Source organism: Companilactobacillus heilongjiangensis (genome assembly GCF_000831645.3).
Taxonomy (GTDB): Bacteria; Bacillota; Bacilli; order Lactobacillales; family Lactobacillaceae; genus Companilactobacillus; species Companilactobacillus heilongjiangensis.
In genome coordinates this window covers 1,064,250-1,086,697 of the sequence record NZ_CP012559.1, presented here as the reverse complement: position 1 = coordinate 1,086,697, position 22,448 = coordinate 1,064,250, and the positions used below count along the sequence as shown (strand labels likewise).

Annotated in this window: 21 protein-coding genes; 4 read left to right on the top strand and 17 right to left on the bottom strand. The window is 36.8% G+C overall.

The window, feature by feature from the left end; genetic code table 11:
* Positions 1-12 precede the first annotated feature (12 nt).
* Positions 13-1,518 (bottom strand): YfcC family protein, encoded by a 1,506-nt coding sequence (locus JP39_RS05005; RefSeq protein WP_041499406.1) that lies wholly within the window; start codon positions 1,516-1,518, stop codon positions 13-15.
* A gap of 167 nt (positions 1,519-1,685) precedes the next feature.
* Here JP39_RS05005 and JP39_RS05000 point away from each other — a divergent pair, with 167 nt between their 5' ends.
* The gene (locus JP39_RS05000; protein WP_041499407.1) at positions 1,686-2,228 is read left to right on the top strand and encodes a hypothetical protein; all 543 of its coding nucleotides are present in this window, start codon (positions 1,686-1,688) and stop codon (positions 2,226-2,228) included.
* Positions 2,229-2,267: 39 nt separating this feature from the next.
* Here JP39_RS05000 and JP39_RS04995 read toward each other — a convergent pair whose 3' ends face one another.
* From JP39_RS04995 to JP39_RS04985, 3 genes are all read right to left on the bottom strand, one after another.
* Positions 2,268-3,623, bottom strand: a complete 1,356-nt coding sequence (locus JP39_RS04995) for a DUF4097 family beta strand repeat-containing protein (protein ID WP_041499408.1) — start codon at positions 3,621-3,623, stop codon at positions 2,268-2,270.
* Positions 3,616-3,966, bottom strand: coding sequence for a PadR family transcriptional regulator (locus JP39_RS04990; RefSeq protein ID WP_041499409.1), 351 nt, complete (start codon positions 3,964-3,966; stop codon positions 3,616-3,618). The genes JP39_RS04995 and JP39_RS04990 overlap by 8 nt, the downstream gene beginning before the upstream one ends.
* 254 nt (positions 3,967-4,220) lie before the next feature.
* Positions 4,221-4,709: an acyl-CoA thioesterase gene (locus JP39_RS04985; RefSeq protein WP_048698663.1), complete on the bottom strand. Its 489-nt coding sequence runs from the start codon at positions 4,707-4,709 to the stop codon at positions 4,221-4,223.
* Between the two features lie 369 nt (positions 4,710-5,078).
* Between JP39_RS04985 and JP39_RS04980 the strand changes: the two genes are divergently transcribed.
* Both JP39_RS04980 and JP39_RS04975 read left to right on the top strand, forming a co-directional pair.
* Positions 5,079-5,342 carry a hypothetical protein gene (locus tag JP39_RS04980; protein ID WP_041499410.1) on the top strand — a complete coding sequence of 88 codons (264 nt, stop codon included), beginning with the start codon at positions 5,079-5,081 and terminating at the stop codon, positions 5,340-5,342.
* Positions 5,343-5,438: 96 nt separating this feature from the next.
* A complete protein-coding gene (locus tag JP39_RS04975) occupies positions 5,439-7,025 on the top strand; it encodes an L-lactate permease (RefSeq protein ID WP_041499411.1) in 1,587 nt (528 codons plus the stop codon).
* Positions 7,026-7,183: 158 nt separating this feature from the next.
* Here JP39_RS04975 and JP39_RS04970 read toward each other — a convergent pair whose 3' ends face one another.
* The 8 genes from JP39_RS04970 to tyrS all read right to left on the bottom strand — a co-directional run bounded on the left by JP39_RS04970 (position 7,184) and on the right by tyrS (position 15,325).
* Positions 7,184-7,963 carry an ABC transporter permease gene (locus tag JP39_RS04970; protein WP_041499412.1) on the bottom strand — a complete coding sequence of 260 codons (780 nt, stop codon included), beginning with the start codon at positions 7,961-7,963 and terminating at the stop codon, positions 7,184-7,186.
* A 9-nt stretch (positions 7,964-7,972) separates the two neighbouring features.
* Entirely contained in the window at positions 7,973-8,866 is an 894-nt protein-coding gene (locus JP39_RS04965; protein WP_041499413.1) for an ABC transporter ATP-binding protein, read from the bottom strand.
* A 162-nt stretch (positions 8,867-9,028) separates the two neighbouring features.
* Positions 9,029-10,180, bottom strand: a complete 1,152-nt coding sequence (locus JP39_RS04960) for a quinone-dependent dihydroorotate dehydrogenase (protein WP_041499414.1) — start codon at positions 10,178-10,180, stop codon at positions 9,029-9,031.
* Positions 10,180-10,818: an orotate phosphoribosyltransferase gene (pyrE, locus tag JP39_RS04955; protein WP_041499415.1), complete on the bottom strand. Its 639-nt coding sequence runs from the start codon at positions 10,816-10,818 to the stop codon at positions 10,180-10,182. The genes JP39_RS04960 and pyrE overlap by 1 nt, the downstream gene beginning before the upstream one ends.
* The gene (gene pyrF / locus JP39_RS04950; protein ID WP_041499416.1) at positions 10,818-11,513 is read right to left on the bottom strand and encodes an orotidine-5'-phosphate decarboxylase; all 696 of its coding nucleotides are present in this window, start codon (positions 11,511-11,513) and stop codon (positions 10,818-10,820) included. Before pyrF ends, pyrE begins: the two co-directional genes overlap by 1 nt.
* Positions 11,514-11,529: 16 nt before the next feature.
* A complete protein-coding gene (locus tag JP39_RS04945; protein WP_041499417.1) occupies positions 11,530-12,801 on the bottom strand; it encodes a dihydroorotase in 1,272 nt (423 codons plus the stop codon).
* Positions 12,761-13,708, bottom strand: a complete 948-nt coding sequence (locus JP39_RS04940) for an aspartate carbamoyltransferase catalytic subunit (RefSeq protein WP_041499418.1) — start codon at positions 13,706-13,708, stop codon at positions 12,761-12,763. The genes JP39_RS04945 and JP39_RS04940 overlap by 41 nt, the downstream gene beginning before the upstream one ends.
* A gap of 372 nt (positions 13,709-14,080) precedes the next feature.
* Positions 14,081-15,325, bottom strand: coding sequence for a tyrosine--tRNA ligase (gene tyrS, locus JP39_RS04935; RefSeq protein ID WP_041499419.1), 1,245 nt, complete (start codon positions 15,323-15,325; stop codon positions 14,081-14,083).
* 333 nt (positions 15,326-15,658) lie between these two features.
* On the opposite strand from tyrS, the gene JP39_RS04930 reads away from it, so the two are divergent.
* Positions 15,659-16,234 (top strand): histidine phosphatase family protein, encoded by a 576-nt coding sequence (locus JP39_RS04930; RefSeq protein WP_041499420.1) that lies wholly within the window; start codon positions 15,659-15,661, stop codon positions 16,232-16,234.
* A 319-nt stretch (positions 16,235-16,553) separates the two neighbouring features.
* Here JP39_RS04930 and yihA read toward each other — a convergent pair whose 3' ends face one another.
* The 5 genes from yihA to JP39_RS04905 all read right to left on the bottom strand — a co-directional run bounded on the left by yihA (position 16,554) and on the right by JP39_RS04905 (position 22,426).
* A complete protein-coding gene (yihA, locus tag JP39_RS04925) occupies positions 16,554-17,138 on the bottom strand; it encodes a ribosome biogenesis GTP-binding protein YihA/YsxC (RefSeq protein WP_041499421.1) in 585 nt (194 codons plus the stop codon).
* A 48-nt stretch (positions 17,139-17,186) separates the two neighbouring features.
* On the bottom strand, positions 17,187-18,434 hold the full coding sequence (clpX, locus tag JP39_RS04920; RefSeq protein WP_041499422.1) for an ATP-dependent Clp protease ATP-binding subunit ClpX: 1,248 nt from the start codon (positions 18,432-18,434) through the stop codon (positions 17,187-17,189).
* Between the two features lie 139 nt (positions 18,435-18,573).
* Positions 18,574-19,860, bottom strand: coding sequence for a trigger factor (gene tig, locus JP39_RS04915; RefSeq protein ID WP_041499423.1), 1,287 nt, complete (start codon positions 19,858-19,860; stop codon positions 18,574-18,576).
* A 222-nt stretch (positions 19,861-20,082) separates the two neighbouring features.
* Complete coding sequence (tuf, locus tag JP39_RS04910; protein ID WP_041499424.1) at positions 20,083-21,273, bottom strand: elongation factor Tu; 1,191 nt, start codon at positions 21,271-21,273, stop codon at positions 20,083-20,085.
* A 205-nt stretch (positions 21,274-21,478) separates the two neighbouring features.
* Positions 21,479-22,426 (bottom strand): tetratricopeptide repeat protein, encoded by a 948-nt coding sequence (locus JP39_RS04905; protein ID WP_041499425.1) that lies wholly within the window; start codon positions 22,424-22,426, stop codon positions 21,479-21,481.
* Between the last annotated feature and the right edge of the window lie 22 nt (positions 22,427-22,448).

The following is a 22,448-nucleotide window of genomic DNA, read 5'->3' as shown; positions in this document are numbered from 1 at the left end:
TATTTCCAAATATTATTTAAACATCGAACAAATAACTAAGAATACTGCGATTACCACGAACAGAATGGCAACCAGTTTCCACATGTACTTCCACCATTTAACAATATCAACGTGACCAATTGCCAAGGCACCCATAACGATACCAGAAGTTGGTGTGATCAAGTTAACTAGTCCAGAAGCTGATTGATAAGCTGTGATAACAAGTGAGCCATCAACGCCAGAGAATTTACCAAGTGGTCCCATGATTCCCATTGTTGCAGCAGCAAGGCCGGAAGTTGAAGGAATCAAGAATGACATTGGAATGTAGAAAATATATGTTAGAACGATGAAGACACCTGCAGAAAGATTTTGCAAACCAGTTTCACCAGCATGCAAGACTGTAGCAGTGATGTAACCATTGTTCATGATAACTTGAATACCACGAGCAACAGCAACGATAATAGCAACACTGATAAATTCTGTCATACCACCCATGAAAGCACTGATATAATCAGATTCCTTCATGCGGAAAACAAACATGATAACAACTGACATCATAAAGAATAGTGTTGTAATTTCTGTAAAGTACCATGTACCTAGTGGAGCCAAATCTTTACCAATTAAAGCACCAATGAATGGAATATTTGTGAGCCACTTTGTAAAGCTGTAGAAGAATGTCCAACCAGGATTCAAACTTGACCAAGGAATCAAACTAGTGATCATAACAACGAATGTTAAGGCAAATAGCCAAAGAACACTCTTTTGTTTCTTAGTTAATTTTTCTCCAACTGATCTATCTTCCATGTTAAATTCTTCAAGATCTTTTTGACGGCGTTCAAAAACAACCGACTTTGAAGGGTCTTTCTTAACTTTGTCAGCGTAATGCATTACATAGACGATACTGATACCGGTTACAATAATCAATAAAATAAACCGTGGAATCAAACCGTCACCAGGTGAAATATTGATTGTTTGTGAAGCAACACCTGTCGCAAATGGATTAACTGTTGATGCCAAACATCCAACTTGTGATCCAATCAAAGCTAACGAAATCGCCGTGATCGAGTCATAACCAACACTGATCATAACTGGAATCAAAATTGGGTAGAAAGCAATCGTTTCTTCACCCATACCGTAAGTGGAGCCACCGATTGCAAATAAGATCATTAAAATTGGGATAAGTGCTTTTTCTTTACCTTGATACTTACGAACAGTTGAACTAATACCGTCGTCCAACGCTTTAGTCTTATTGACGACCCCTAAGAAACCACCAATAACCAAAATAAAGAGTGAAACTGAAATTGAACCTTCAGTTATATCAGTACCAACCATCCCGTTGATTGGTGCTAAGAATACATCCCAGATACCTTGAGGACTACTTGCCCGTGCCTTGTAGGTACCTGCAATGATATTTCCCGCTTTGGTAGTTGCGTACTCACCTGCGGGGATAATCCATGTTAAAATTGCAACAACGATTATCAAGAAGAACAAAATTGTATAAGCGGATGGCATTTGCCATTTTTTTGCTTTCTTTTCCATTAAATCAACCCTCCTATATTTATAATATAGTCTCAGGATATACGATAAAATAAACTATTACAATGCTTTATAGCGAAATATTTTTAAATAAAATTTCCTTTAACATCAGTTGTGTAAACGGTTGCAAAATATTACAATATTATTAGATTCAAGAGGGAGATATTAGAATGATCGATACGATCGAGTTTGGAAAAAAGATCAATCATCGTCCAATAATTGTAAGTTTTTTAGTCAGCTTTTTGGCTGGTAGCGTTGGGTTAATCGCTAACATAAAAGTATCCATATTATCATTTTTGATAGTTTTGTTTTTACTACTTTGCGTTTATTTTCCAGTTCTTTTGCCAAAATTATTTGGACATTGGCAACTAGAAAAGCATGGCATTTCTTACTATAAAATGAATACTTACCGAGATAAATTAAAACTTATTTTCCACCCAGATCAGGCTGAATTTCAATTTATCAGTTATTCTCAAATTAAAGGTTTTCAAGTTCACGAAGAAAATCAGCAATATTCAACGGCTGATATTTTAACAATCAAACCAGCTAAACAGTCCATTTTTCCAGGACTGAGAAAACCATTTTTCTTAGAGTTAGAGTTGAATCAAGCTTCCACCGAATTGGACCTCTCCTTTGATCAATTGCATGATCCGCAACACACAATGTATCGGCTGACCAATGTCTTACAAATCCTTTCTAATAAAACAAACTAAAAAACTGAGATGAAATTCTAATTTTCATCTCAGTTTCTTTTAATTTACTTTAATTGTGCCGGAATTTGCTTTAACAGTTAAATTATACTGTGGATCCGTTCCAACTGTACCCTCTTTGAGGCTCTGAACGTCATGCTTTAGTTTTGCTGCATGACTCATTTTTACCAATCCACTATGAGCTTCAAGGTTAAAATTATAAGAATCATGCTCAGGCATAATCAACTTAATCGTGCCACTGTTGTTAGAAACATTGACATCTGCAGTAATTTTATCAAATTCGATTTTAATCGTCCCTGATTTAGCGGTAATTGAACCTGCCCCACCAAGATCGAGTCCCTTAATCGTGCCACTATTAGCTACAATATTGTAATCAGGACTGAACACATCATCCAATCTAATAATGCCACTTCTTGAGTCAATCGATAGTGAGTCCTTGGCAGTAACATCTTCCAAGACAGTCTTTCCAGATGTTGACTTTATCAATAGTTGATTTATATCAATATCTCTGGCATTAACTAACCCACTGCGAACATTAATTAATGCTTGATCGACACTATCCAAATCTTGGAGTAATAAACTACCATTTCGGTTCGTAACACGCATTTTGCCATTGAAATCTTGAGGAATTAAAACTTGTACTTTAATTTTTAAAGGCAAGAAATGAGGAATTCGACCTTGTTTAATGACCAAGGTATCATCGACAATATCAGTCTTAACTTGATAATCAGGATTGGTACGTGACATATATTCACGAACCACAATTTTGTGACTTCGAGTTGGCAAAATCTTCAAATCGGCATCTTCATAATCAATATCGATCTTTTCAATTCCAACTGGTGAAAATTCACTTTCATCGGTTAAAGGCAAAGATTCAACGTGTACTTCGGTATCGTAATCAGCATCATTAAATTTTGCATTGACATCATCGAATGTTTCCTTAGTCTTAGTTTGCTGACCATTAAAGTTGATACCATCTTCATTGATAAACATGTTGCCCAATTTAACACCATCAGAGTTAATTCTGATAGTTTTACCATTATTAATGGTAATTCCATCATCATCAATATTGAGTAATTTTCCATTATCAATTCTGATACCGTTGTCATCTAAATCAATATGATGTTCATGAATTGTTTTATGGTAATGATTGCTTTCATCTTCATCGTGGCTATCGTCTAATACTTGATCAATAACTTCATCAATATCACCAAATCCTTTAAACGCTGCTGTGACCGCATCTTCATCCGTCATATCGGCAGTTTTTTTATCTTCTGCTGAGGCAATCAAATCAGATGCCAACTCTTCTCGTAACTCTTGTAAGTCGTCATTATCGGGATAATCCGCAAAAATTTTTGTTAACTTTTCATCTACTAATCTATTTATCATTTCACTCATGATCTTGTATCCTTCCTAAAATCAAATCATCAATTACATCTTTGGCAAATTTCCAAGCTTCAATATTATCTTCTAACGTCTGCTTGCCTTGAGTCGTTATTTGATAATACTTACGACGACCACCCTGACTTTCATCGCCCCAATAACTGGCAATATCATCGTTTTTCTCAAGTCGTCGAAAGACCGTGTAAAGCGTAGCTTCGTTTAATTCATATTTATCGTGGCTCAATTCTTTAACCATCTTGGCAATTTCATAACCATAGCTGTCACCTTGGTTGAGAATGTTTAAAACAATCGTAGCTGTATGTCCACGAATTATATCTTTAGAAATTAATGGTTTCATAATCCATACCTACCTTTTATTTCCATGTAGATAATGTATCACCAATTACTATGTGTGTCAAAGTAATTTACTTGAAACAGTATTTTAATAATTTATAGTATTTCCGTTTCCAGAACAAGTACGACCAGCCTAGTCTTTCAATCGAAAAATGTTAAAGCAACCTTTATAACACATTTTCAACTTAAAATATTTTGCGCTTAAAATATTTTGCTATTCTAGAAAAAAAGAGCTGGTCAATATATGACTAACTCTACTTAATCTAAGCTCAAGCGGCTTAAAAAATCTTCTTTATTGTTATAGTCTTCTTGTCTAGCAGCTAAACGTTTTGCAAAACCGGCACAAAGATATTTTTCTTCAACCGTTTCTGGTACCAACCTTGGTAAATCAACTTTCTGCAAAACAACCAATGTACAAAAACTTGTAAAAGCAATCTCTGTAACATCTGTTTTTAAATCATGGCTAATAATCTTGGTGAAAACTTCAATCTGTCGTCCTGAGACTCCTGTTACAAACGATTCAAATTTAATATATTTATCAGTTGTAATAGGTTTCCAAAAATTCACATGATCATAGTTTGCGGTAGCAATCTTAGCTTTTACTAATTTAAAACTGGCTAAGCCTGCATTCTCATCCAATAAACTGAGTGTCTTGCCACCAAATAATGTTCCTTTATCATTCAAATCCCCATCAAAAATAATTCTCTCACTGATCGTACGTGTTTCTTGACATGTAATCTGTTTCATAATCTTCCCCATTTTAAATTTAATATTTTGTAAAACATTCATATTATTATTTTATAAAAAGCAATAGTCGGAAGATCTGATAGTATTTACCAGCAGTGGTAGTGGTGTTAGAGCTTTAGCTCTTACTCCACCGGGCGTGTTTGGAGATTCGCGATTTTTGCGAAGCTTCAAACCGAGGTCAGAGATCGTCTTTGGGCTCTGACCGGTCCGCACAGCAGGCAAATGCTATCAGATCTGGAGACGGCACCCCTAAATTGTAACTGGTCATTCATCCCTTGCCCACTAAATTTTTCAAATACCGGTCGGCTTATTGATTAATTTTATCTAAAATATTATATGATAAGAGTAAGAAAATTCTGGAGGAATATTATGGCATTTCAACTTTGGTATACAAATTATTTTGTCGATATCGATTCTGACAAAACGGTTGATCCTAAAAACATCGAGGGCATCAGTGAATTGGGTGAGGTTTCGGCAAACGGAAACTTGACTGCATGGCACGTCAAATCACAATTACACGAGGATGATTTTAAAAGACATTTAAACCAATTACTAACTGACCAAACTGAGATCAACCCAGATGACGTAACAGTTACTAAAGGCATCAATGGTGGTCCATTATCAATGCTTTAGTTCATTTTTTGAAAAAATATTTTTACGAATCTTATTCACAACCATAAGCTAAAAATTATATAATGTATAAAATTAGTTTTAAGAGGGAGTTAATTTATGATTCTTATTGCACTATCTGCGGTCATATTGCCACTAGTATTATTAGGCATTCTCAACCTGCCTGCCACTAAAGGTATGTCGATCAGTGCATTTATTGTTTTACTGGAAGGCTATTTCTTTTGGAAAATGCCACCTAAAGTTTTACTAGCTTCAATTTTCCAATCAGTTCACAAAGCACTGCCGATCCTATGGATCTTGTTTGGTGCTTTAATGATGCTGAATATTTTACAACACACGGGAGCCATTGAAAGAATCAATGCCGGATTTCATACGATATCGGCTGATATGCGACTGCAAGTCTTACTAGTTGCTTTTCTCTTTGGTGGTTTAATCGAAGGTGTCTCAGGATTTGGTACGCCAGCTATGGTCACAGCTCCATTAATGATTGCTTTGGGGTTCTCACCTATGGCAGCTGTAACATTAGCATTGGTTGCTGATTCAACGCCAGCCTCATTTGGTGCTGTTGGGACACCGTTAACCGTTGGTTTAAGTAACGTTAGTGAAAGAGCTGACTTTCTCAATGCCATTGGTCAAAAGATTACTCAATTAGACTTGTTTGCTGGAACATTTATGCCATTGATTTTAATCTTCATGTTGGTATTTCTCTTTGGCAAAAATGATAGCAATCACAAAAAAGACTTTTTAGCACTCGTTCCTTGGTCTCTTTTTATCGGATTAGTTTACAGTATCTTTGCTATCCTAGTTTCATTTATCTTAAGTTATGAATTTGTAGCTATTTTGGCACCTTTTGCCACAATTATTATTGCCATTATTTCAATCAAATTTAGATTCATATTACCAAAGTCCGTCTTTGAGAAACCATGGACAACTTCAACGCAAACAATCACTGCTGAAAATAAGATGTCACTTTTGACCGCTTGGTCACCATATATCGTGGTAATCTTAATGTTACTAGCCACTAGAACAATCAATCCACTCAAGCAGTTCTTAGTAAACAATGTCAATTTATCCTGGCAAAATATCTTAGGGTTCACCCAAATCAGTTCAGATTGGGAATTCCTCTACTCGCCCGGAACATTATTAACCATTGCCGTTTTGATTGGACTATTAATTCAAGTTAAATCACTCAAGAGTTTCTTACCCACAGCTAAAAAGGTTGTTTTTTCAATGAAATCAACTGCTTTGGCTTTGATAGTAACTTTGATCATGGTTCAAATTTTTACTAATTCAGAATTAAATGGTGCGAATCTACCAAGCATGCCAATGTACATTGCCAAAATAATTTCTAAATACCTCTCATCAGTTTGGATCATAATTGCTCCTTTCCTTGGTCAACTAGGATCATTCGTTACTGGTAGTACGACCGTTTCAACCTTGACATTTGGTCAAATCCAAGCCGATATTGCTATGAAAGCTGGTGTCGGTAAAGAATTAGTTTTGGCGGCTCAATTAATCGGTGCCGCTGCCGGAAATATGATTTGTGTACATAATATTGTTTCAGTCAGTTCCGTTGTGGGATTATCTGGACAAGAAGGAAATATCTTACGTAAAACCGTTGTTCCCGCCTTGTTGTATGGCTTACTAGTCGGAATCGTTGGTTTTATCTTCACATTATTTATATAAAAAATAGAGTCTAGGAAGACGACAACTTTCCTAGGCTTTTTCTTTGGCCAAAAAATGCTCAATTAACCAAATAATTGAGCATTTTTCCAAATAATATTTTTTGATTTCCATAACCTATTATAATCAGATTTGTGCAAACATGTTCAAAAATTGCCCAACTAAACTTCTTTTCTCGAGAAGAAGAATAATCCAATGGCCATGAATAACACGATATAGATAATATTGCCCACTAACATCTGATCATTACTTAAATGTGTCAGTTTCGAGAGCATTGACCCTCTAGTCAATTGTCCCGGATAGTTTAAAAAATTCAATGGATTCCATTTTAAGAAATTCCATCTTTCAATTAAAACAAACATTAATGAACTGATAATTTCCAAAGTGAAGTAACCAACAACACCAACTACAACGGCCAATGCACCTTTTTTCATTACTGCAGCCAATAAGAGCACAACACTCAAGATTAACCATAGTGTAAGAAAAGTAGCCCCATTGCTGATCAACCAACCTTGCCAAACCAAACTAGTACCGCCATCTACCTTATCATTTAATGAAAATGCAGTATTGAAGAAAACAAATTTATCAAACAGACTCAAAATCATTGCTAACAAATAGATTCCTACTGAGTACGTTAAAATAGTTAACCATTTACTGATTAAAACTTGGCTACGTGAATATGGCTGCATCACAACATTTTTAATCGTATTGTATTCAAATTCTGTCGAAATAATCGTGGCACTCGCAGCAATCATGATTAAAGCGATAAATGATGTCGATGCGAAGTCATATTGAAATAATAATTTTGCTTGAAAGAAATTAGAATATGACTGACTAAAAATTGCCATCCCAATATTTTGTAACACAATAAATAACAAACAGAACCAGAGACTCCGCTTCTTTAGCAGTTTAAAAATTTCTTGTTTATATAAATAGCCCATGATTTTCTCCTATTCCGCAATTAATTTCAAAATTGATTCTTCTAAATCAGCATCTTCATGCTGAAAATCAGTTACAGTAATCTGTTGTTTCATCAAAATATTCATCAATCGTTCCACTGTATTTTCTTCAGTTAAAACAAAGCGCAATGGTGACTGCGATACGACTTTAAAACCAACAATCTCTAATAATTTTTGAGCTTTAACATCATCGCTAGTTTTGATTACAACAAAATGCTGATTACTGGCTAATAATTCGTTCATTGTTGTCTTTTTAATAACTTTTCCATGATCAATCACGATTAAATCTTCTGCTAATTTTTGTAATTCACCTAAAATATGGCTAGAAATTAAAACCGTCATCCCTTGGTCACGTCGTTTTAAAATTATTTCTCGCAAATCTTTTGTTGCTTGTGGATCCAATCCATTCATTGGTTCATCTAGGATAACTAAGTCTGGTTGATTAATTAACGCCATAGCGATACCTAGTTTTTGTTTCATCCCTAAAGAATATAATTTAGCCCTTTGGTCAATGTAATCATTCAATTTCAAATCATTAATAACATTCTGGATGCGTTCTTTACTGTCATTTGTTTTGTCCACAAATAGCTTGAGATGGTCTCTTCCACTCAAATATGGATAAATACCCGGATACTCAACTAATGCCCCAACCTTTTTCAAGATGGGATGGTGATTGAAGGTACTTTTTTGTCCAGCAATAGTTATCTGACCCTCACTTCTGATTAGACTTAAAATTGCTTTCATAATCGTAGTTTTACCGGCACCATTAGCACCGACTAAACCAATGATATGCCCCTTTTGGCATTCAAAATTAACATCAAACAGCGTCTGTATATTACCAAAAGATTTATTTAAATTTTTAACTGATAAAATTGTTTCTTCCAAGATATTGCCTCCATCTGAAATCTTCCTAAAAATCCCCATCTAATCCGATAATTAAAGTCTATCGAAGTATTAATTTTCGAGATATTCAAATATACAATCTTTTTAAAATTTTATCTGAACACAAAAAAATCCACTATCTCGCAATGATAGTGGATTTTCTAGCTATTCTTCGTGAAATGAAGCACCCGAATTAGCATCTAATTCAATTTTTTTATCGTCATTAATATCGGTAACGGCAATATTTTCGTGATCTCGGACCGGAGTTTCAGCAATCTTAGGGGAGTAAGTTACCTTTTGTAAAACATCATTTTTAGAAAGAAATTGATTAATTTGATTGATCATTGTGGGACCGTTATAAATAAATCCTGTATAAACTTGCACCAAGCTGGCTCCCGCCATTAGTGCAGCTTGCGCATCCTCAGGTGTGAAGACACCGCCAGAAAACATAATTGGCAAGTCTGGAAATGCTTGGTGAATAGATTTAGTTAAGCTCAGTGACTTTTTAAAAATTGGCTTACCGCTGAGCCCACCGCCTTCAATTTTATGTTCAGACTTCAAATTATCGTGAATCGGACTAGGATTAGCAGCCGTATTAGTTAAAATAATTCCGTCCATCAAATTGCCTACTTCATTGAGCAATTCAATTAACTTTTCAGGGGTAATATCATTGCCAAACTTGCAAAAAACTGGTTCTTTGATATGTAAATTATGAATCTTCTGAAGTAACTTTCTAGCAACTGGAATTTCCTGCAAAGTTGTCACACCTTTTTGATTAGGGCAGCTTTGGTTTAAGGCAATATAGTCGCCAAATGAATGAATCTGCGCAATATTATCAACCATTTCATCAACCATACTGTCACTGTCCAAACCATGCCCAGGAGCCACGCTGATACCAATGTTGACGTGTTTTGGGGTATTGGCTAGGTGCTTTCTAGTTTCTTCCACACCGACATTATTCAAGCCCATACGGTTAATAATTGCTTGATCTTTGGGCAAACGGAAAATTCTCTTTTTCTTGTTTCCCGGTTGCTCATTTTTAGTAATACTACCAATTTCAACAAAGCCAGCGCCTAAGGCACCCAAACTGTTATAAAATTCAGCTTTCTTATCGAATCCAGCGGCAATACCAATTGGTGAATCAAAAGTCACGCCTTTAACTGTAACTTTCAAATTAGAATATTGCTTTGTTTGAAAGATTGTTCGCAATACTTGGGGAGTTTGATTGAACATTTTTAATCCAGTAGCTACGATATGATGATCAATTTCAGGATCAACTTTAAAAATTGCGGGACGAACTAGTTTATATAAATCCATTATTTACCCCAGCTTTCTGGATCTTGATACCACTGTTTTAATAACTCCATATCAGTTGCCTCAACGTAATCTTGTTTTTGAGCAACCTCAATCATGGTTGGAAAATCAGTCAATGTGAATAATTTGGTATCGTAATCAGCAAAATTTTTGGTACTCTCTGGTAGTCCATAGGAGAAGATAGCGACTGTTCCAATAACATCCCCTCCCTCTTCACGAACGGCTTTAACAGCCTTTAAAATACTGCCGCCAGTTGAAATCAAATCATCAATCAAGACAACTTTGTCGCCTTTTTGACAACGTCCTTCAATTTGGCTCTTTTTACCGTGATCCTTTTTCTGTGGACGGACATAGTTCAATGGTAGGTTCAAGACATTAGCCACTCCAGTAGCGTGTGGAATGCCTGCTGTAGCGACTCCACCGATAACTTCAACGTCTGGGTAATGTTCTTTAATTAGGTCAGCCAAGTCATGCGCAATTGTTTGGCGAAAATCTGGATAAGCAATCGTTAAGCGATTGTCAGTGTAAATTGGTGATTGAATACCACTGGCCCATGTAAATGGCTCTTTGGGACTCAAAGTCACCGCCTTGATTTTTAATAATTGTCCTGCAATGTTGTTAGCAACTGCTAATTTATCCATTATTTATTCCACTCCTTACAAATATTAACGTATGCTTGATGACCATTTTCTGCTTGAGTAATTGGACGACCGACCACAATCGCATCACTACCAAGGCTTCTGGCATGTGCTGGTGTAGCAACACGTTTTTGATCGCCCACTTGAGCTGATTTAGGTCTGATACCTGGGGTTACGCACAAGAAATCAGTACTAGTAGCAGCTTTAATTACTGGAACTTCGAGGGCGGAAGAAATAACCCCGTCAGCTCCATTTTGATAAGCTAATTTTGCCAAATGTGTTACATAATCTTGTGATTCCAAAGGTACTTGTAATTCGTTTGCCAATTCACTTTGGCCGAGGGATGTTAACTGGGTTACGGCTAACAATTGTGTAGACGAACCAGCTAATCCTTCCTTGGCTGCGGCAATCATTTCTGATCCACCTGTCGCGTGAACTGTCAGCATTTGCACATCCCACTGCGCAATCATTTCACAAGTTCTCTTAACCGTATTGGGAATATCGTGCAATTTCAGATCCAAGAAAATGTTATAACCACGTTCTCTCAAATTTCTCACAAACGGATAACCAAATTGACAAAACATTTCTAAACCAATCTTCAAAAATAATTTTTCATCATCTTTGGGAAATTGATTTAAAAAGTTGATACATTCAAAATCATCTGCAAAATCTAGCGCTACTATTACTGGCTTGTTCATCATTACCCCTCACTCTTTATTTCGAATAAATACATGTTCCATTAACATATGTTTGTTCCACTTCACCGTAAACACTTTGGCCGATAAAGGGACTGTTCTTACCTTTTGACAGAAAATCTTCTGCCTTAATCTCATACTCATCTTCTAAATTAATAATTGTAAAGTCAGCTTTTTGACCTAATTTTATAACACCAGTTTCAGGTAGTTTAAAAATTTCAGCTGGATTCTCAGTCATGAGTTGTAATAGTTTTTCCAAACTGATGATGCCTGTTTTGACTAAACGGCTGTACATCAGTGGGAACGACGTTTCAATACCAGTGATACCAAAAGCACTCTTGGCAAAGCCTTGATTTTTCTCAGCTTCAGCATGTGGAGCATGGTCAGTCGCAATCATATCAATTGTGCCATCCTGCAACCCAGCTATAAGAGCCTGACGGTCTTCTTCACTACGCAATGGTGGGTTCATCTTGAAGTTAGCATCATCAGTCAAAATATCTTGATCACTCAGCAATAAATGATGTGGTGAAACTTCACAAGTTACGTTGATTCCCGCATCCTTAGCCATTCTAACTAGCTGAACGCCATCTTTAGTAGAAATGTGGCAGACATGGTAGTGAACTCCAGTTTCCTTGGCTAAAACCAAATCTCTGGCCAATTGTGACGTTTCAGCTACTTGCTGAATCCCTGGCAATCCTAGGCGCTGTGAAGCTGTTCCAAAATTAATTACCCCATGGTTGAAAAGATTTTTATCTTCCACATGAGCGGCCAAGTGACTGTCAATTGCAGCGATTCTTTCCATAGCAGTAAACATTGACTGGGCGTTCATAATTCCATGCCCATCATTGGAAAAGGCGAAAGCTCCTAATTTGGCGAGTCCTTCAATATCAACCAATTCATCACTAGTTTCATCCAGTGTTACTGGTGCGTACTGTAATGTATTAATCAAAGAATTTTGTTCATTCAAAGCGACTTGCTTTTCAAACTTTTCAGCATCATCTGGCACTGGAATCACATTAGGCATAGCTCCAACAGTTGTAAAACCACCATGTGCAGCTGCTAAAGTTCCTGTTTTGATAGTTTCCTTATGAACTTGTCCGGGTTCTCTGAAGTGCACGTGAATGTCCACTAATCCTGGTGTTACAAGTTGGAACCTAGCATCAATAATCTTGGCGTCAGTCGCCACAATATTTTCAGCAATCTGCTTGAACTCGCCGTCTTCAATCAAAACATCACAGTTGATCAGTTTGTTAGTGTAAAACAGCTTGGCGTTCTTGATCAGTAGCTTCATCACGGACATTATCTCCTTCCAAAACAGCTTCAATCATTGCCATTCTCATGAACACTCCATTAGCCATTTGTGGGAAGATATATGACTTGTCGCATTCAACAACATCGTCAGCAATTTCAGCGCCACGGTTGATTGGAGCGGGATGCATAATCATGGCATCGGCTTTCATCATGTTGACACGTTCTTTATTCAGTCCATATTTGTTAAAGTAGTCAGTCTTAGAGAAATTCTTGTTTTCTTCTTCAGATAGACGTTCGTGTTGAACTCTCAATAACATTACAACGTCCATTTCTCGGCAAAGGTCGTCGACATCCATGTGAGGTCCCATTTCAGCAAATTCTGGTGTGTACCAAGCGTCCAAACCACCGAAACATACTTGAGCACCTAGTCTTGTCAAAATTTCAGCATTTGAGTGAGCTACTCGTGAATGACTCAAGTCACCGATAATACCAATCTTCAAGCCGTCAAATTTACCGAAGTGTTCAAAAATTGTCATCAAATCTAACAGTGATTGTGAAGGATGTTGACCAGTTCCGTCACCACCATTGATGATGTGAATATTTAAGTTATGGTTATTAACTAGATCTTCGTAATATTTATCTTGGCTGTGGCGAATGATAGCAACTGAAGCACCGATACTTTCTTCAGTTTTGATTGTGTCATATAAGCTTTCACCTTTAGTTGTTGATGACGTTGAAGCTTCAAATTCAATTTCTTTCATCCCTAGTTTCATTTCAGCAACTTGGAAACTAGATTTTGTTCTCGTACTGTTTTCGAAGAAGAGATTGATGGCAAATTTATCTGTACCAATCATTGACTTCTTACCAGCTTTGAACTTTTCTGCAGAGTCTATTAGGCTATAGACCTCTTCGTTTGATAATTGTGACATAGAAAGTATGTTTTTCATTGTTTTCCTCCAAATTAAAAAGGGTTAGCTTTCATCCAGCTAGCCCCTAAAAGTTTGGTTTTATCCGACCTTTTAGACCTCACTGGATCCATTTAAAAGTTCCCTGATTTTTCTTTAAGTAAACAAAAAACTTCCTATCCCACAAGGAAAGGAAGTTTACACTTTTTTCTGTCGCTACGTGTAATGAACCTTCCAAGCCTCACAGGACTTGATTAAAAGTTTTCGTTGGAAATAATATAAACGATTTCACACACGACGTCAACATTTTTTATTGGATTGTTTGAAAGCTCTAACAGACAATTTGTCTGCTCAGAACTATAAATAAGCCACTCGCAACCCTTAACAAATTATTTTAAACAATTAAATTAATATCTATTTAACAGTAGCTAAGAAGTACTTCTTTTTACCACGACGAATAACGATGTACTTACCATCAAATGAATCTTTTGGTTCGATTTCAGTTGTTGTATCAGTTAGTTTTTCACCGTTGATTCTGATGGCACCATTTTGAATATCTTCACGTGCTTGACGTTTTGATTTGTCAACATTTGTGGCAATCAATAGGTCAACCAAGTTGATTGGATCAGCTGAGATTTCAGCACTTGGTACACCGTGGAAGGCTTCAGCAACTTCTTCAGTTGTTAGTTCTTGGATTTCACCAGAGAACAAGACATCAGTAATTTTTTCAGCAGTCTTCAAAGCTTCTTCACCGTGAACAAACTTAGTAACTTCTTGGGCCAAAGTCTTTTGAGCCAAGCGTTTTTCAGGTGCTGTCTTAACTGATTCAGCTAAATCTTCAATTTGTTCTTTGCTCAAGAAAGTAAACTTCTTCAACAAGTTAACAACGTCTTTATCATCTTGGTTGAACCAGAATTGATAGAATTCGTAAGGTGAAGTCTTCTTAGGATCAAGCCAAATAGCACCACCAGCAGTCTTACCGAATTTTGTACCGTCAGACTTCAACAATAATGGAATTGTCAAAGCGTAAACTTTAGCATCTTGACCTTCAGCCTTGTGAATCAAATCAAGACCAGCAGTTAAGTTACCCCATTGGTCACCACCACCGACTTGTAATTGCACGTTGTGTTGACGGTAAAGTGTTAAGAAATCAAGTGATTGAAGGATTTGGTATGTGAATTCAGTAAATGAAATACCAACTTCCAAACGACTAGAAATAATTTCCTTGTTTAGCATTGTATTAACGTTGAACAACTTACCGTAATCACGCAAGAAGTCAAGAATACCAATAGGTTCAGTCCAGTCGTAGTTGTTAACCATTGTAAAGCCATTGAAAATTTTGTTGGCTTGATTGCTCAAAGCTTCAACGTTGTGGTTAACTTGGTCCATAGTTTGCATAGGACGTTCTGCTTTTTTACCACTTGGATCACCAATTGAACCAGTAGCTCCACCAATAACGATGTATGGATGGTGACCAAACTTGCCAAATCTTTCCAAAGTCATAAATGGCAACAAGTGACCGATATGCATAGAATCCCCTGTTGGATCCATACCACAGTATAGTGAAATATCTTTCGAATCAACTAAATCACGTAAGCCCTCTTCGTCTGATTGTTGATTGATCAAACCACGCCATGATAATTCGTCAATAATGTTCATAAATCTTCCTCCTGTTGTTATCCTCGTTAAAGAAATAAAAAAAGCGCCCCTGCAATTATGCAGGGACGCTATTTGCGCGGTACCACCCAAATTCAAGCTTATTAGCTTGCTCTTTACTCCTATTAACGTAGGACACGAATTTTACCAGTATTTCACAATTTACCCTGCTTGACTCGCACCAACCGTCAATTCTCTGAACACTGAAGTAAATCACTACTTGTTTTAAAACTAAAATATTACTTATAGATAGAATGATACACACCACTTTGATAATTTTCAAGGTATTTTTTGGTGTTATTGTATAATTAAAGTGCTTACAAAGGGGGAATATTTTTGAAAAAGACACTCTACATCATGCGTCACGGTCAAACATTGTTTAATATTCAACAACGTATCCAAGGTTGGTGCGATTCACCATTGACTGCCAAAGGAATTGAACAAGCCAAAGTAGCTGGACAGTACTTCAAAGATAATCATATTAAATTTGATGCCTGTTATTGCTCAACATCTGAGCGTGCCAGCGATACATTGGAACTTGTCACTGACATGCCATATAAACGCTTAAAGGGTTTAAGAGAGCTCTCATTTGGAAAATTTGAAGGTGCTCCCGAATATTTGCATCCAAAAGATGATCCTAAAAAACATTTCGGCGACTACTATGTTCAATTTGGTGGCGAGGATAACCAAGCTGCCCAACAGCGTGTTAATAATACATTGACAGCAATCATGCAAGAAGACAATCAGACGGTGTTTGTGGTCAGTCACGCTGGTGCCATGATGATGTTTTCTGACTTGTATACTGACATGACTAAATTACGTGCTAGTGGTTTTACTAATTGCAGTATTTTGAAATTTACTTACGAAAATAATCAATTCACTTTTGAAAAAATTATTAATTTTAAAGATTAATACAGTGTATCTAAGTGCTGGCAATTATAGTGATTATTAATTTACTTCTGTTTCATTATCGAATATTAATTAACCACTAATACGAAAATATAATATTAACTGCGGAAATAATTTGGAATTTACAGGATATTGCTCCCTAAAACTCCAATCCAAAAGAGACTGTAACATAACTACTTTTTGTCTTAAATATGCAGTCATAAACGTGCAACAAAACATAGCTTTTTTCACTTAAACCAAACAAGACGCGCAATCCAAAATCGGATTACGCGTCTTGTTTGCCTTAATGCTTGAAAGCTGACCATGTTTTATCGGCACTCTCTTACTTCATATGATCTTCAATCCAAGTCCAAACTTCGTCCTTACCCTTTTTAGTAGCGGCACTGAACAATTGCAATGAGTCTGTTTGATTGACTCCCATAGCTTTCTTAACTTGACTGACAGTCTTATTCCATTGATTACCTTTAACCTTATCCATCTTTGTTGCAACGATAAGAGTTGGAATGTGGTAATAACTGACGAATTGATACATTGAAATATCATCGTCACTAGGTGCATGGCGACCATCAACTAAAATAACGACACCACGCAATGGACTTCTTGTCGTTAAATATTCTTCAATCATGACACCGAATTCTTCACGTTGCTTCTTAGAAACTTTGGCAAATCCATAACCAGGAACATCAACTAAATATAGTTGGTCTTCGATATTATAGAAATTCAAAGTTTGCGTCTTACCGGGCGTACTAGACGTTCTCGCAAAGCTTTTTCGGTTGATCAACGTATTTATCAATGATGACTTACCAACGTTTGAGCGGCCTAACAAAGCAATTTCAGGATAACCTTCATCTGGATACTGCTTTGAACTGACGGCACTTAAATTCATAGTTACATTATTTACCTGCATAATTCACCTCAATGGAACAATTTTACCATATAAAAAAAAAGCTGCCAATTAGGCAACTTCTCCATTTTTCAAAATAAGCTCTGGTTTTTTGACTTTTCGAACAGCATCTTTTGTTACCTTGATACCTTCAACGTCATCACGGCCAGGAATTTCAAACATCGTATCGAGCATTGTCTCTTCAACGATAGATCTCAACCCACGGGCACCAGTATCTCTTTCAATTGACAATTGAGCAATTTCTCTCAAAGCACCATCAGTAAATTGTAATTCAACTCCATCAAGAGCCATCAATTCCTTATATTGCTTGATTAAGGCATTCTTAGGCTTTGTAAGGATATTTACCAAATCGTCCTCTGTAAGCTTCTCAAGAGCTGTAACGATAGGAATACGACCAATGAATTCGGGAATTATACCAAACTTCATCAAATCTTCTGGAATAATTTGTTGCATCAAACTCTTCTCTTCAGCAATATTGACCTTTTGTTCAGCACCAAAACCAATTGTCTTGTCACCGAGACGGTTCTTAACAATAGTTTCGATACCATCAAAAGCACCACCAACGATAAAGAGGATGTTAGTTGTGTCAATTTGAATAAGTTCTTGTTGAGGATGCTTTCTTCCACCCTGTGGTGGCACACTAGCAATTGTTCCTTCAAGAATCTTCAAAAGTGCTTGTTGAACACCTTCACCAGAAACATCACGAGTAATTGAGACATTCTCACTCTTCTTAGCAATCTTATCGATTTCATCAATGTAAACAATACCGTGTTCAGCCTTGTCGACATCGAAGTCAGCGTTTTGCAAAAGTTTCAAAAGAATGTTCTCAACATCCTCACCGACATATCCAGCTTCAGTAAGTGTTGTAGCATCAGCAATGGCAAATGGCACCTTCAAGATACGAGCTAAAGTTTGAGCAAGGAAAGTCTTACCTGAACCGGTAGGTCCAATCAAGGCAATATTACTCTTTTGTAATTCAGTCTCGCCGTCTTTTAGATGTTCCATCTTATTAATTCTCTTATAGTGATTATAAACAGCAACTGACAATGCCCTCTTAGCGTCAGTTTGTCCGATCACGTAATCGTCAAGGATCTTCTTGATTTCAATAGGTGTAGGGATATTGTCTAAATCCAATGGTGTAGCTTCGTTTAATTCCTCGTCTATGATCTCTTTGCATAAATCAATACATTCATTACAAATATAGACACCAGGTCCGGCAACTATCTTTTTAACTTGATCTTGTGTTTTACCACAAAATGAACAGCTAATTGTGCCAGTATTTTCTGTACTATCAAACATATGCGATTTCTCCTTCAATAGTTCCAATACTTTAGAAAGTCTAGCATTGTCATAATTAAGAGTAAAGTAATTAGTTTTACACGTCGTCTTATAAAAAAAGGAAGCCTTCCGGCTTCCTAGATTCTAATAACAGAACTGCTTATTTTTCAACAGCTGAGTCAACAATCAATTCGATTGCTTTCTTAGCAGCGATGTCATGAGCCAACATTTCGTCAGAAAGTGCATTTCTAACAGCTGATTCTTCCATCTTGTATTCGTCAGAAAGTGACTTGATTTCTGCTTTAATTTCGTCTTCTGAAGGTTTGATGCCTTCTTTAGCAACGATTGCTTCGATAACTAAGTCAGTCTTAACACGTTCTTCAGCATCTTTAGCAAATTGTTTCTTCAAAGTATCTTCTGTTGTACCTGTCATTTGATAGTACAATTTAGGATCGATACCTTGACGACGTAAGTTAGCTAAGTATTGGTTCAATTGGTTTTCAACTTCTGTATCAATCATAGGTTGAGGAATTGCATCAAGTTTAGCGTTCTTAACAGCACCAGAAATTGCTTCTTCTTGAATGTTTTCTTCAGCAGTTTCTTTCTTTTGATCCTTGATTTCGTCATGAAGTTTTGTCTTCAATTCTTCAAGAGTATCAACATCTTCATCAACGTCTTTAGCAAAGTCATCATCTAATTCAGGTAATTCCTTTGTCTTAACTTCGTGAAGTTTTGTAGCAAAGACAGCATCTTTGCCAGCTAATTCTTTAGCTTGGTAATCTTCTGGGAATGTAACTTTAACGTCAACATCTTCGCCAGCAGCGTGACCAACTAATTGGTCTTCGAATCCAGGAATGAATGAACCTGAACCAAGTTCTAGTGAGTAGTTTTGTGCGCTACCACCATCGAATTCTTTACCGTCAACAGTACCAACGTAATCGATGATAACTGTATCGCCGTTTTCAGCCTTACCGTCTTTAAGAACAAGTTCAGCTTGTTGTTTTTGTAAGTCAGCTAGACGTTCTTCAACATCAGCCTTCATAACGTTACGCTTTTGTTTTGATACTTCGATACCTTTGTAATCACCAAGTTCAACAGCAGGTTTTACAGTAATAGTTGCTGTAATAGCCCATGGTTGGTCTTTTTCCATTGAATCAACGGAAATTTGTGGTTGGTCAACAGGTTCTACCTTTGTATCAGTAACAGCTTTTTCGTAAGCAGTTGGTAAAACAGCGTTAAGAGCATCTTCGTACAATGCTTCTTCACCGTACATACGGTTAAAGATTTGGCGAGGTACGCGGCCTTTTCTGAAACCAGGTACGTTCAAACTCTTCTTAACACGGTTGAATGCAGTATCCAAACCTTGCTTGATTGTGTCTTGGTCAATTTCAAACTTCAATTCACCAGTGTTATTTTCTTTTTTTGTAAATTTAGCCTTAGCAGACATTTATATTATCCCTCCGGTATTTCAACGATCTCATACTTTGTAATATTACCTTAAAAAGGTGATATTGTAAACATTTGACGTGATTTATAGGTACTTTAAGACATCATGTTTACTATTATAAGATACTTTTCATCATTTTTGAACATTTATCAATAAATTATCAATAAAAAAAAGAGCTGGATTTATTCCAACTCTTTTTTAGTTATCATCACGACTTAGAAATTAGTCTAAGATTTCTGTAACAACTCCGGCACCAACAGTACGGCCACCTTCACGAACAGTAAATCTTGTACCATTTTCAATAGCAACTGGAGCAATCAAGTCAACTTCAAAAGTAACTTGGTCACCAGGCATAACCATTTCTACACCTTCTGGCAATTCAATAACACCAGTAACATCAGTTGTATGGAAGTAGAATTGTGGACGATAGTTTGAGAAGAATGGAGTATGACGTCCACCTTCTTCTTTACTCATAATATAAACTTCACCCTTGAACTTGTTGTGAGTCTTGATTGAACCTGGTTTAGCAAGAACTTGTCCACGTTCGATTTGGTCACGGTTAATACCACGAAGAAGAACACCAACGTTATCTCCGGCTTCACCAAGATCCAATGTCTTACGGAACATTTCTAGACCAGTAACAGTTGACTTCAATACTTCTGGCTTCAAACCAACGATTTCAACTTCGTCACCAATCTTAACTTCACCACGATCGATACGACCAGATGCAACAGTACCACGACCAGTGATAGTGAAGACATCTTCAACAGGCATCATGAATGGTTTTGTATTATCACGTTCTGGTGTTGGGATGTATTCATCAACAACATCAAGTAATTCTTCAACGTGTTTGATTTCTTCTGGGTCACCTTGAAGAGCCTTCAAAGCTGAACCACGGATAACAGGAATGTCATCCCCTGGGAAATCGTATTCTGATAGAAGTTCACGAACTTCCATCTCAACTAGATCAACTAGTTCTGGGTCATCAACAAGGTCAGTCTTGTTCAAGAAGACAACGATGTAGCCAACACCAACTTGGCGAGCAAGCAAGATGTGTTCACGAGTTTGTGGCATAGGACCATCAGTTGCAGCAACAACAAGGATGGCACCATCCATTTGTGCAGCACCAGTGATCATATTCTTAACGTAATCAGCGTGTCCTGGAGCATCGATATGTGCATAGTGACGCTTTTCAGTTTCGTATTCAACGTGAGCAGTGTTGATAGTAATCCCACGTTCCTTTTCTTCTGGGGCTTTATCGATATCAGCGTAATCTTCAGCCTTAGCTAAACCTTTGTCAGCCAATACCTTAGTGATTGCTGCTGTTAAAGTAGTCTTACCGTGGTCAACGTGACCAATTGTCCCAATATTTACATGGGGCTTTGTTCTCTCATAATGTTCTTTTTCTGCCATTACAAAGAATCCTCCTAAAATTTCATTTCATAAGATTGATCCAAAGAAAATGTTCTTTAGACGACTCTTTACTGAAAAATTATACTACTTTCAGAGGTGAAAGCAAATTAATTCATAGCAAATCACCGACTAAAAATATACTCTTTGGAGTATACAGGCCGTAAACGTAATTGTAAATACTCAAAGTGAAAAAATTTAAAAAATTTCACTCCTGAAAGGTATTTATCAGCTCATCGAACCTCTTTAACCAAGTTTTCACATCGTCTAAACCTTGATTATCACTTACTTGTGAATCATCTACTAAACCATACCTTAAAAGCATTGCTTTTGTCCAGAGCTGAGGCGTTTTTATTATTTCATCACCAAAAGGATAGACAAATGCGGCATAAAGCGACAATTCACCTTTGAAGTTCTCGAGCTGAGTTTCGTTTTCATCGGTCAATAATTTTTCCAACTCGTCACACATTTTCAAATAGACATCAGTTGACATAATAGGCATTAGCTTGCTTGGAATGCAAGTTTTATTTTCGCCATAGAACGAAATATCTACCTTTTCACTGACACCTAATTTCAACAAATTCTCCAAGGCTTCACTCTTTAAAAGCGGATGTAGCAAGGGATTGCCCAATAATATCTTGGCATTTTTGATGTAATCAGCTTTGTTAAATTCTCGCAATTTTCTTAGCAATTGAATTTGATCACCTGTCGACTCAGTCACTATTGAAAGCAGTCGACCGATAATTTTTTCCTTCTCAGGTTTAAACGAGCGTTCATGCCGATCTTCAGCAATAGTAATTCGTTTGATAAAATCATCGACCATTTCTGCTTTAACTTTTGGAGACGGATTAGCATCATAATAATTCAACATTTGATTAGCCAACAAAAAATCGTTGTTTTCCAACACGATATCCAATGCCAATTCAGCCGTTTGGGGCTCACTGAGGTAATAGTTAAAATAATCTAAAATCACAGCTTCGGCATCGCCTGGTCTTTTTTGATTCAATAAAGAAGCAGCAAGCCCCCTGTTAATATCAAAGGATTGCTGCATCGAATATGCTTGTGTGTATAAATCAGTTGCTTCGACCCAATTACCTTGGTCAAAGGCCTCGTCAGCCTGATCAATAATTTTTTTTAGATTATCTGAATCGTCCATACAATACCTCAACAATATCCGA

Excerpts from the sequence above, each read along its gene's own strand:
- pyrE (WP_041499415.1), bottom strand. The coding sequence starts at position 10,818 with ATGGATAAATTAGCAGTTGCTAACAACATTGCAGGACAATTATTAAAA.
- tig (WP_041499423.1), bottom strand. The coding sequence starts at position 19,860 with ATGTCTGCTAAGGCTAAATTTACAAAAAAAGAAAATAACACTGGTGAA.
- JP39_RS04905 (WP_041499425.1), bottom strand. The coding sequence starts at position 22,426 with ATGGACGATTCAGATAATCTAAAAAAAATTATTGATCAGGCTGACGAG.
- JP39_RS04990 (WP_041499409.1), bottom strand. The coding sequence starts at position 3,966 with ATGAAACCATTAATTTCTAAAGATATAATTCGTGGACATACAGCTACG.
- clpX (WP_041499422.1), bottom strand. The coding sequence starts at position 18,434 with ATGTTTGATAGTACAGAAAATACTGGCACAATTAGCTGTTCATTTTGT.
- JP39_RS04995 (WP_041499408.1), bottom strand. The coding sequence starts at position 3,623 with ATGAGTGAAATGATAAATAGATTAGTAGATGAAAAGTTAACAAAAATT.
- tuf (WP_041499424.1), bottom strand. The coding sequence starts at position 21,273 with ATGGCAGAAAAAGAACATTATGAGAGAACAAAGCCCCATGTAAATATT.
- JP39_RS04940 (WP_041499418.1), bottom strand. The coding sequence starts at position 13,708 with ATGAAAAACATACTTTCTATGTCACAATTATCAAACGAAGAGGTCTAT.
- pyrF (WP_041499416.1), bottom strand. The coding sequence starts at position 11,513 with ATGAACAAGCCAGTAATAGTAGCGCTAGATTTTGCAGATGATTTTGAA.
- JP39_RS05005 (WP_041499406.1), bottom strand. The coding sequence starts at position 1,518 with ATGGAAAAGAAAGCAAAAAAATGGCAAATGCCATCCGCTTATACAATT.
- JP39_RS04970 (WP_041499412.1), bottom strand. The coding sequence starts at position 7,963 with ATGGGCTATTTATATAAACAAGAAATTTTTAAACTGCTAAAGAAGCGG.
- JP39_RS04960 (WP_041499414.1), bottom strand. The coding sequence starts at position 10,180 with ATGGATTTATATAAACTAGTTCGTCCCGCAATTTTTAAAGTTGATCCT.
- JP39_RS04985 (WP_048698663.1), bottom strand. The coding sequence starts at position 4,709 with ATGAAACAGATTACATGTCAAGAAACACGTACGATCAGTGAGAGAATT.
- yihA (WP_041499421.1), bottom strand. The coding sequence starts at position 17,138 with ATGCAGGTAAATAATGTAACTATGAATTTAAGTGCCGTCAGTTCAAAG.
- tyrS (WP_041499419.1), bottom strand. The coding sequence starts at position 15,325 with ATGAACATTATTGACGAATTATCATGGCGTGGTTTGATCAATCAACAA.
- JP39_RS05000 (WP_041499407.1), top strand. The coding sequence starts at position 1,686 with ATGATCGATACGATCGAGTTTGGAAAAAAGATCAATCATCGTCCAATA.
- JP39_RS04975 (WP_041499411.1), top strand. The coding sequence starts at position 5,439 with ATGATTCTTATTGCACTATCTGCGGTCATATTGCCACTAGTATTATTA.
- JP39_RS04945 (WP_041499417.1), bottom strand. The coding sequence starts at position 12,801 with ATGAAGCTACTGATCAAGAACGCCAAGCTGTTTTACACTAACAAACTG.
- JP39_RS04980 (WP_041499410.1), top strand. The coding sequence starts at position 5,079 with ATGGCATTTCAACTTTGGTATACAAATTATTTTGTCGATATCGATTCT.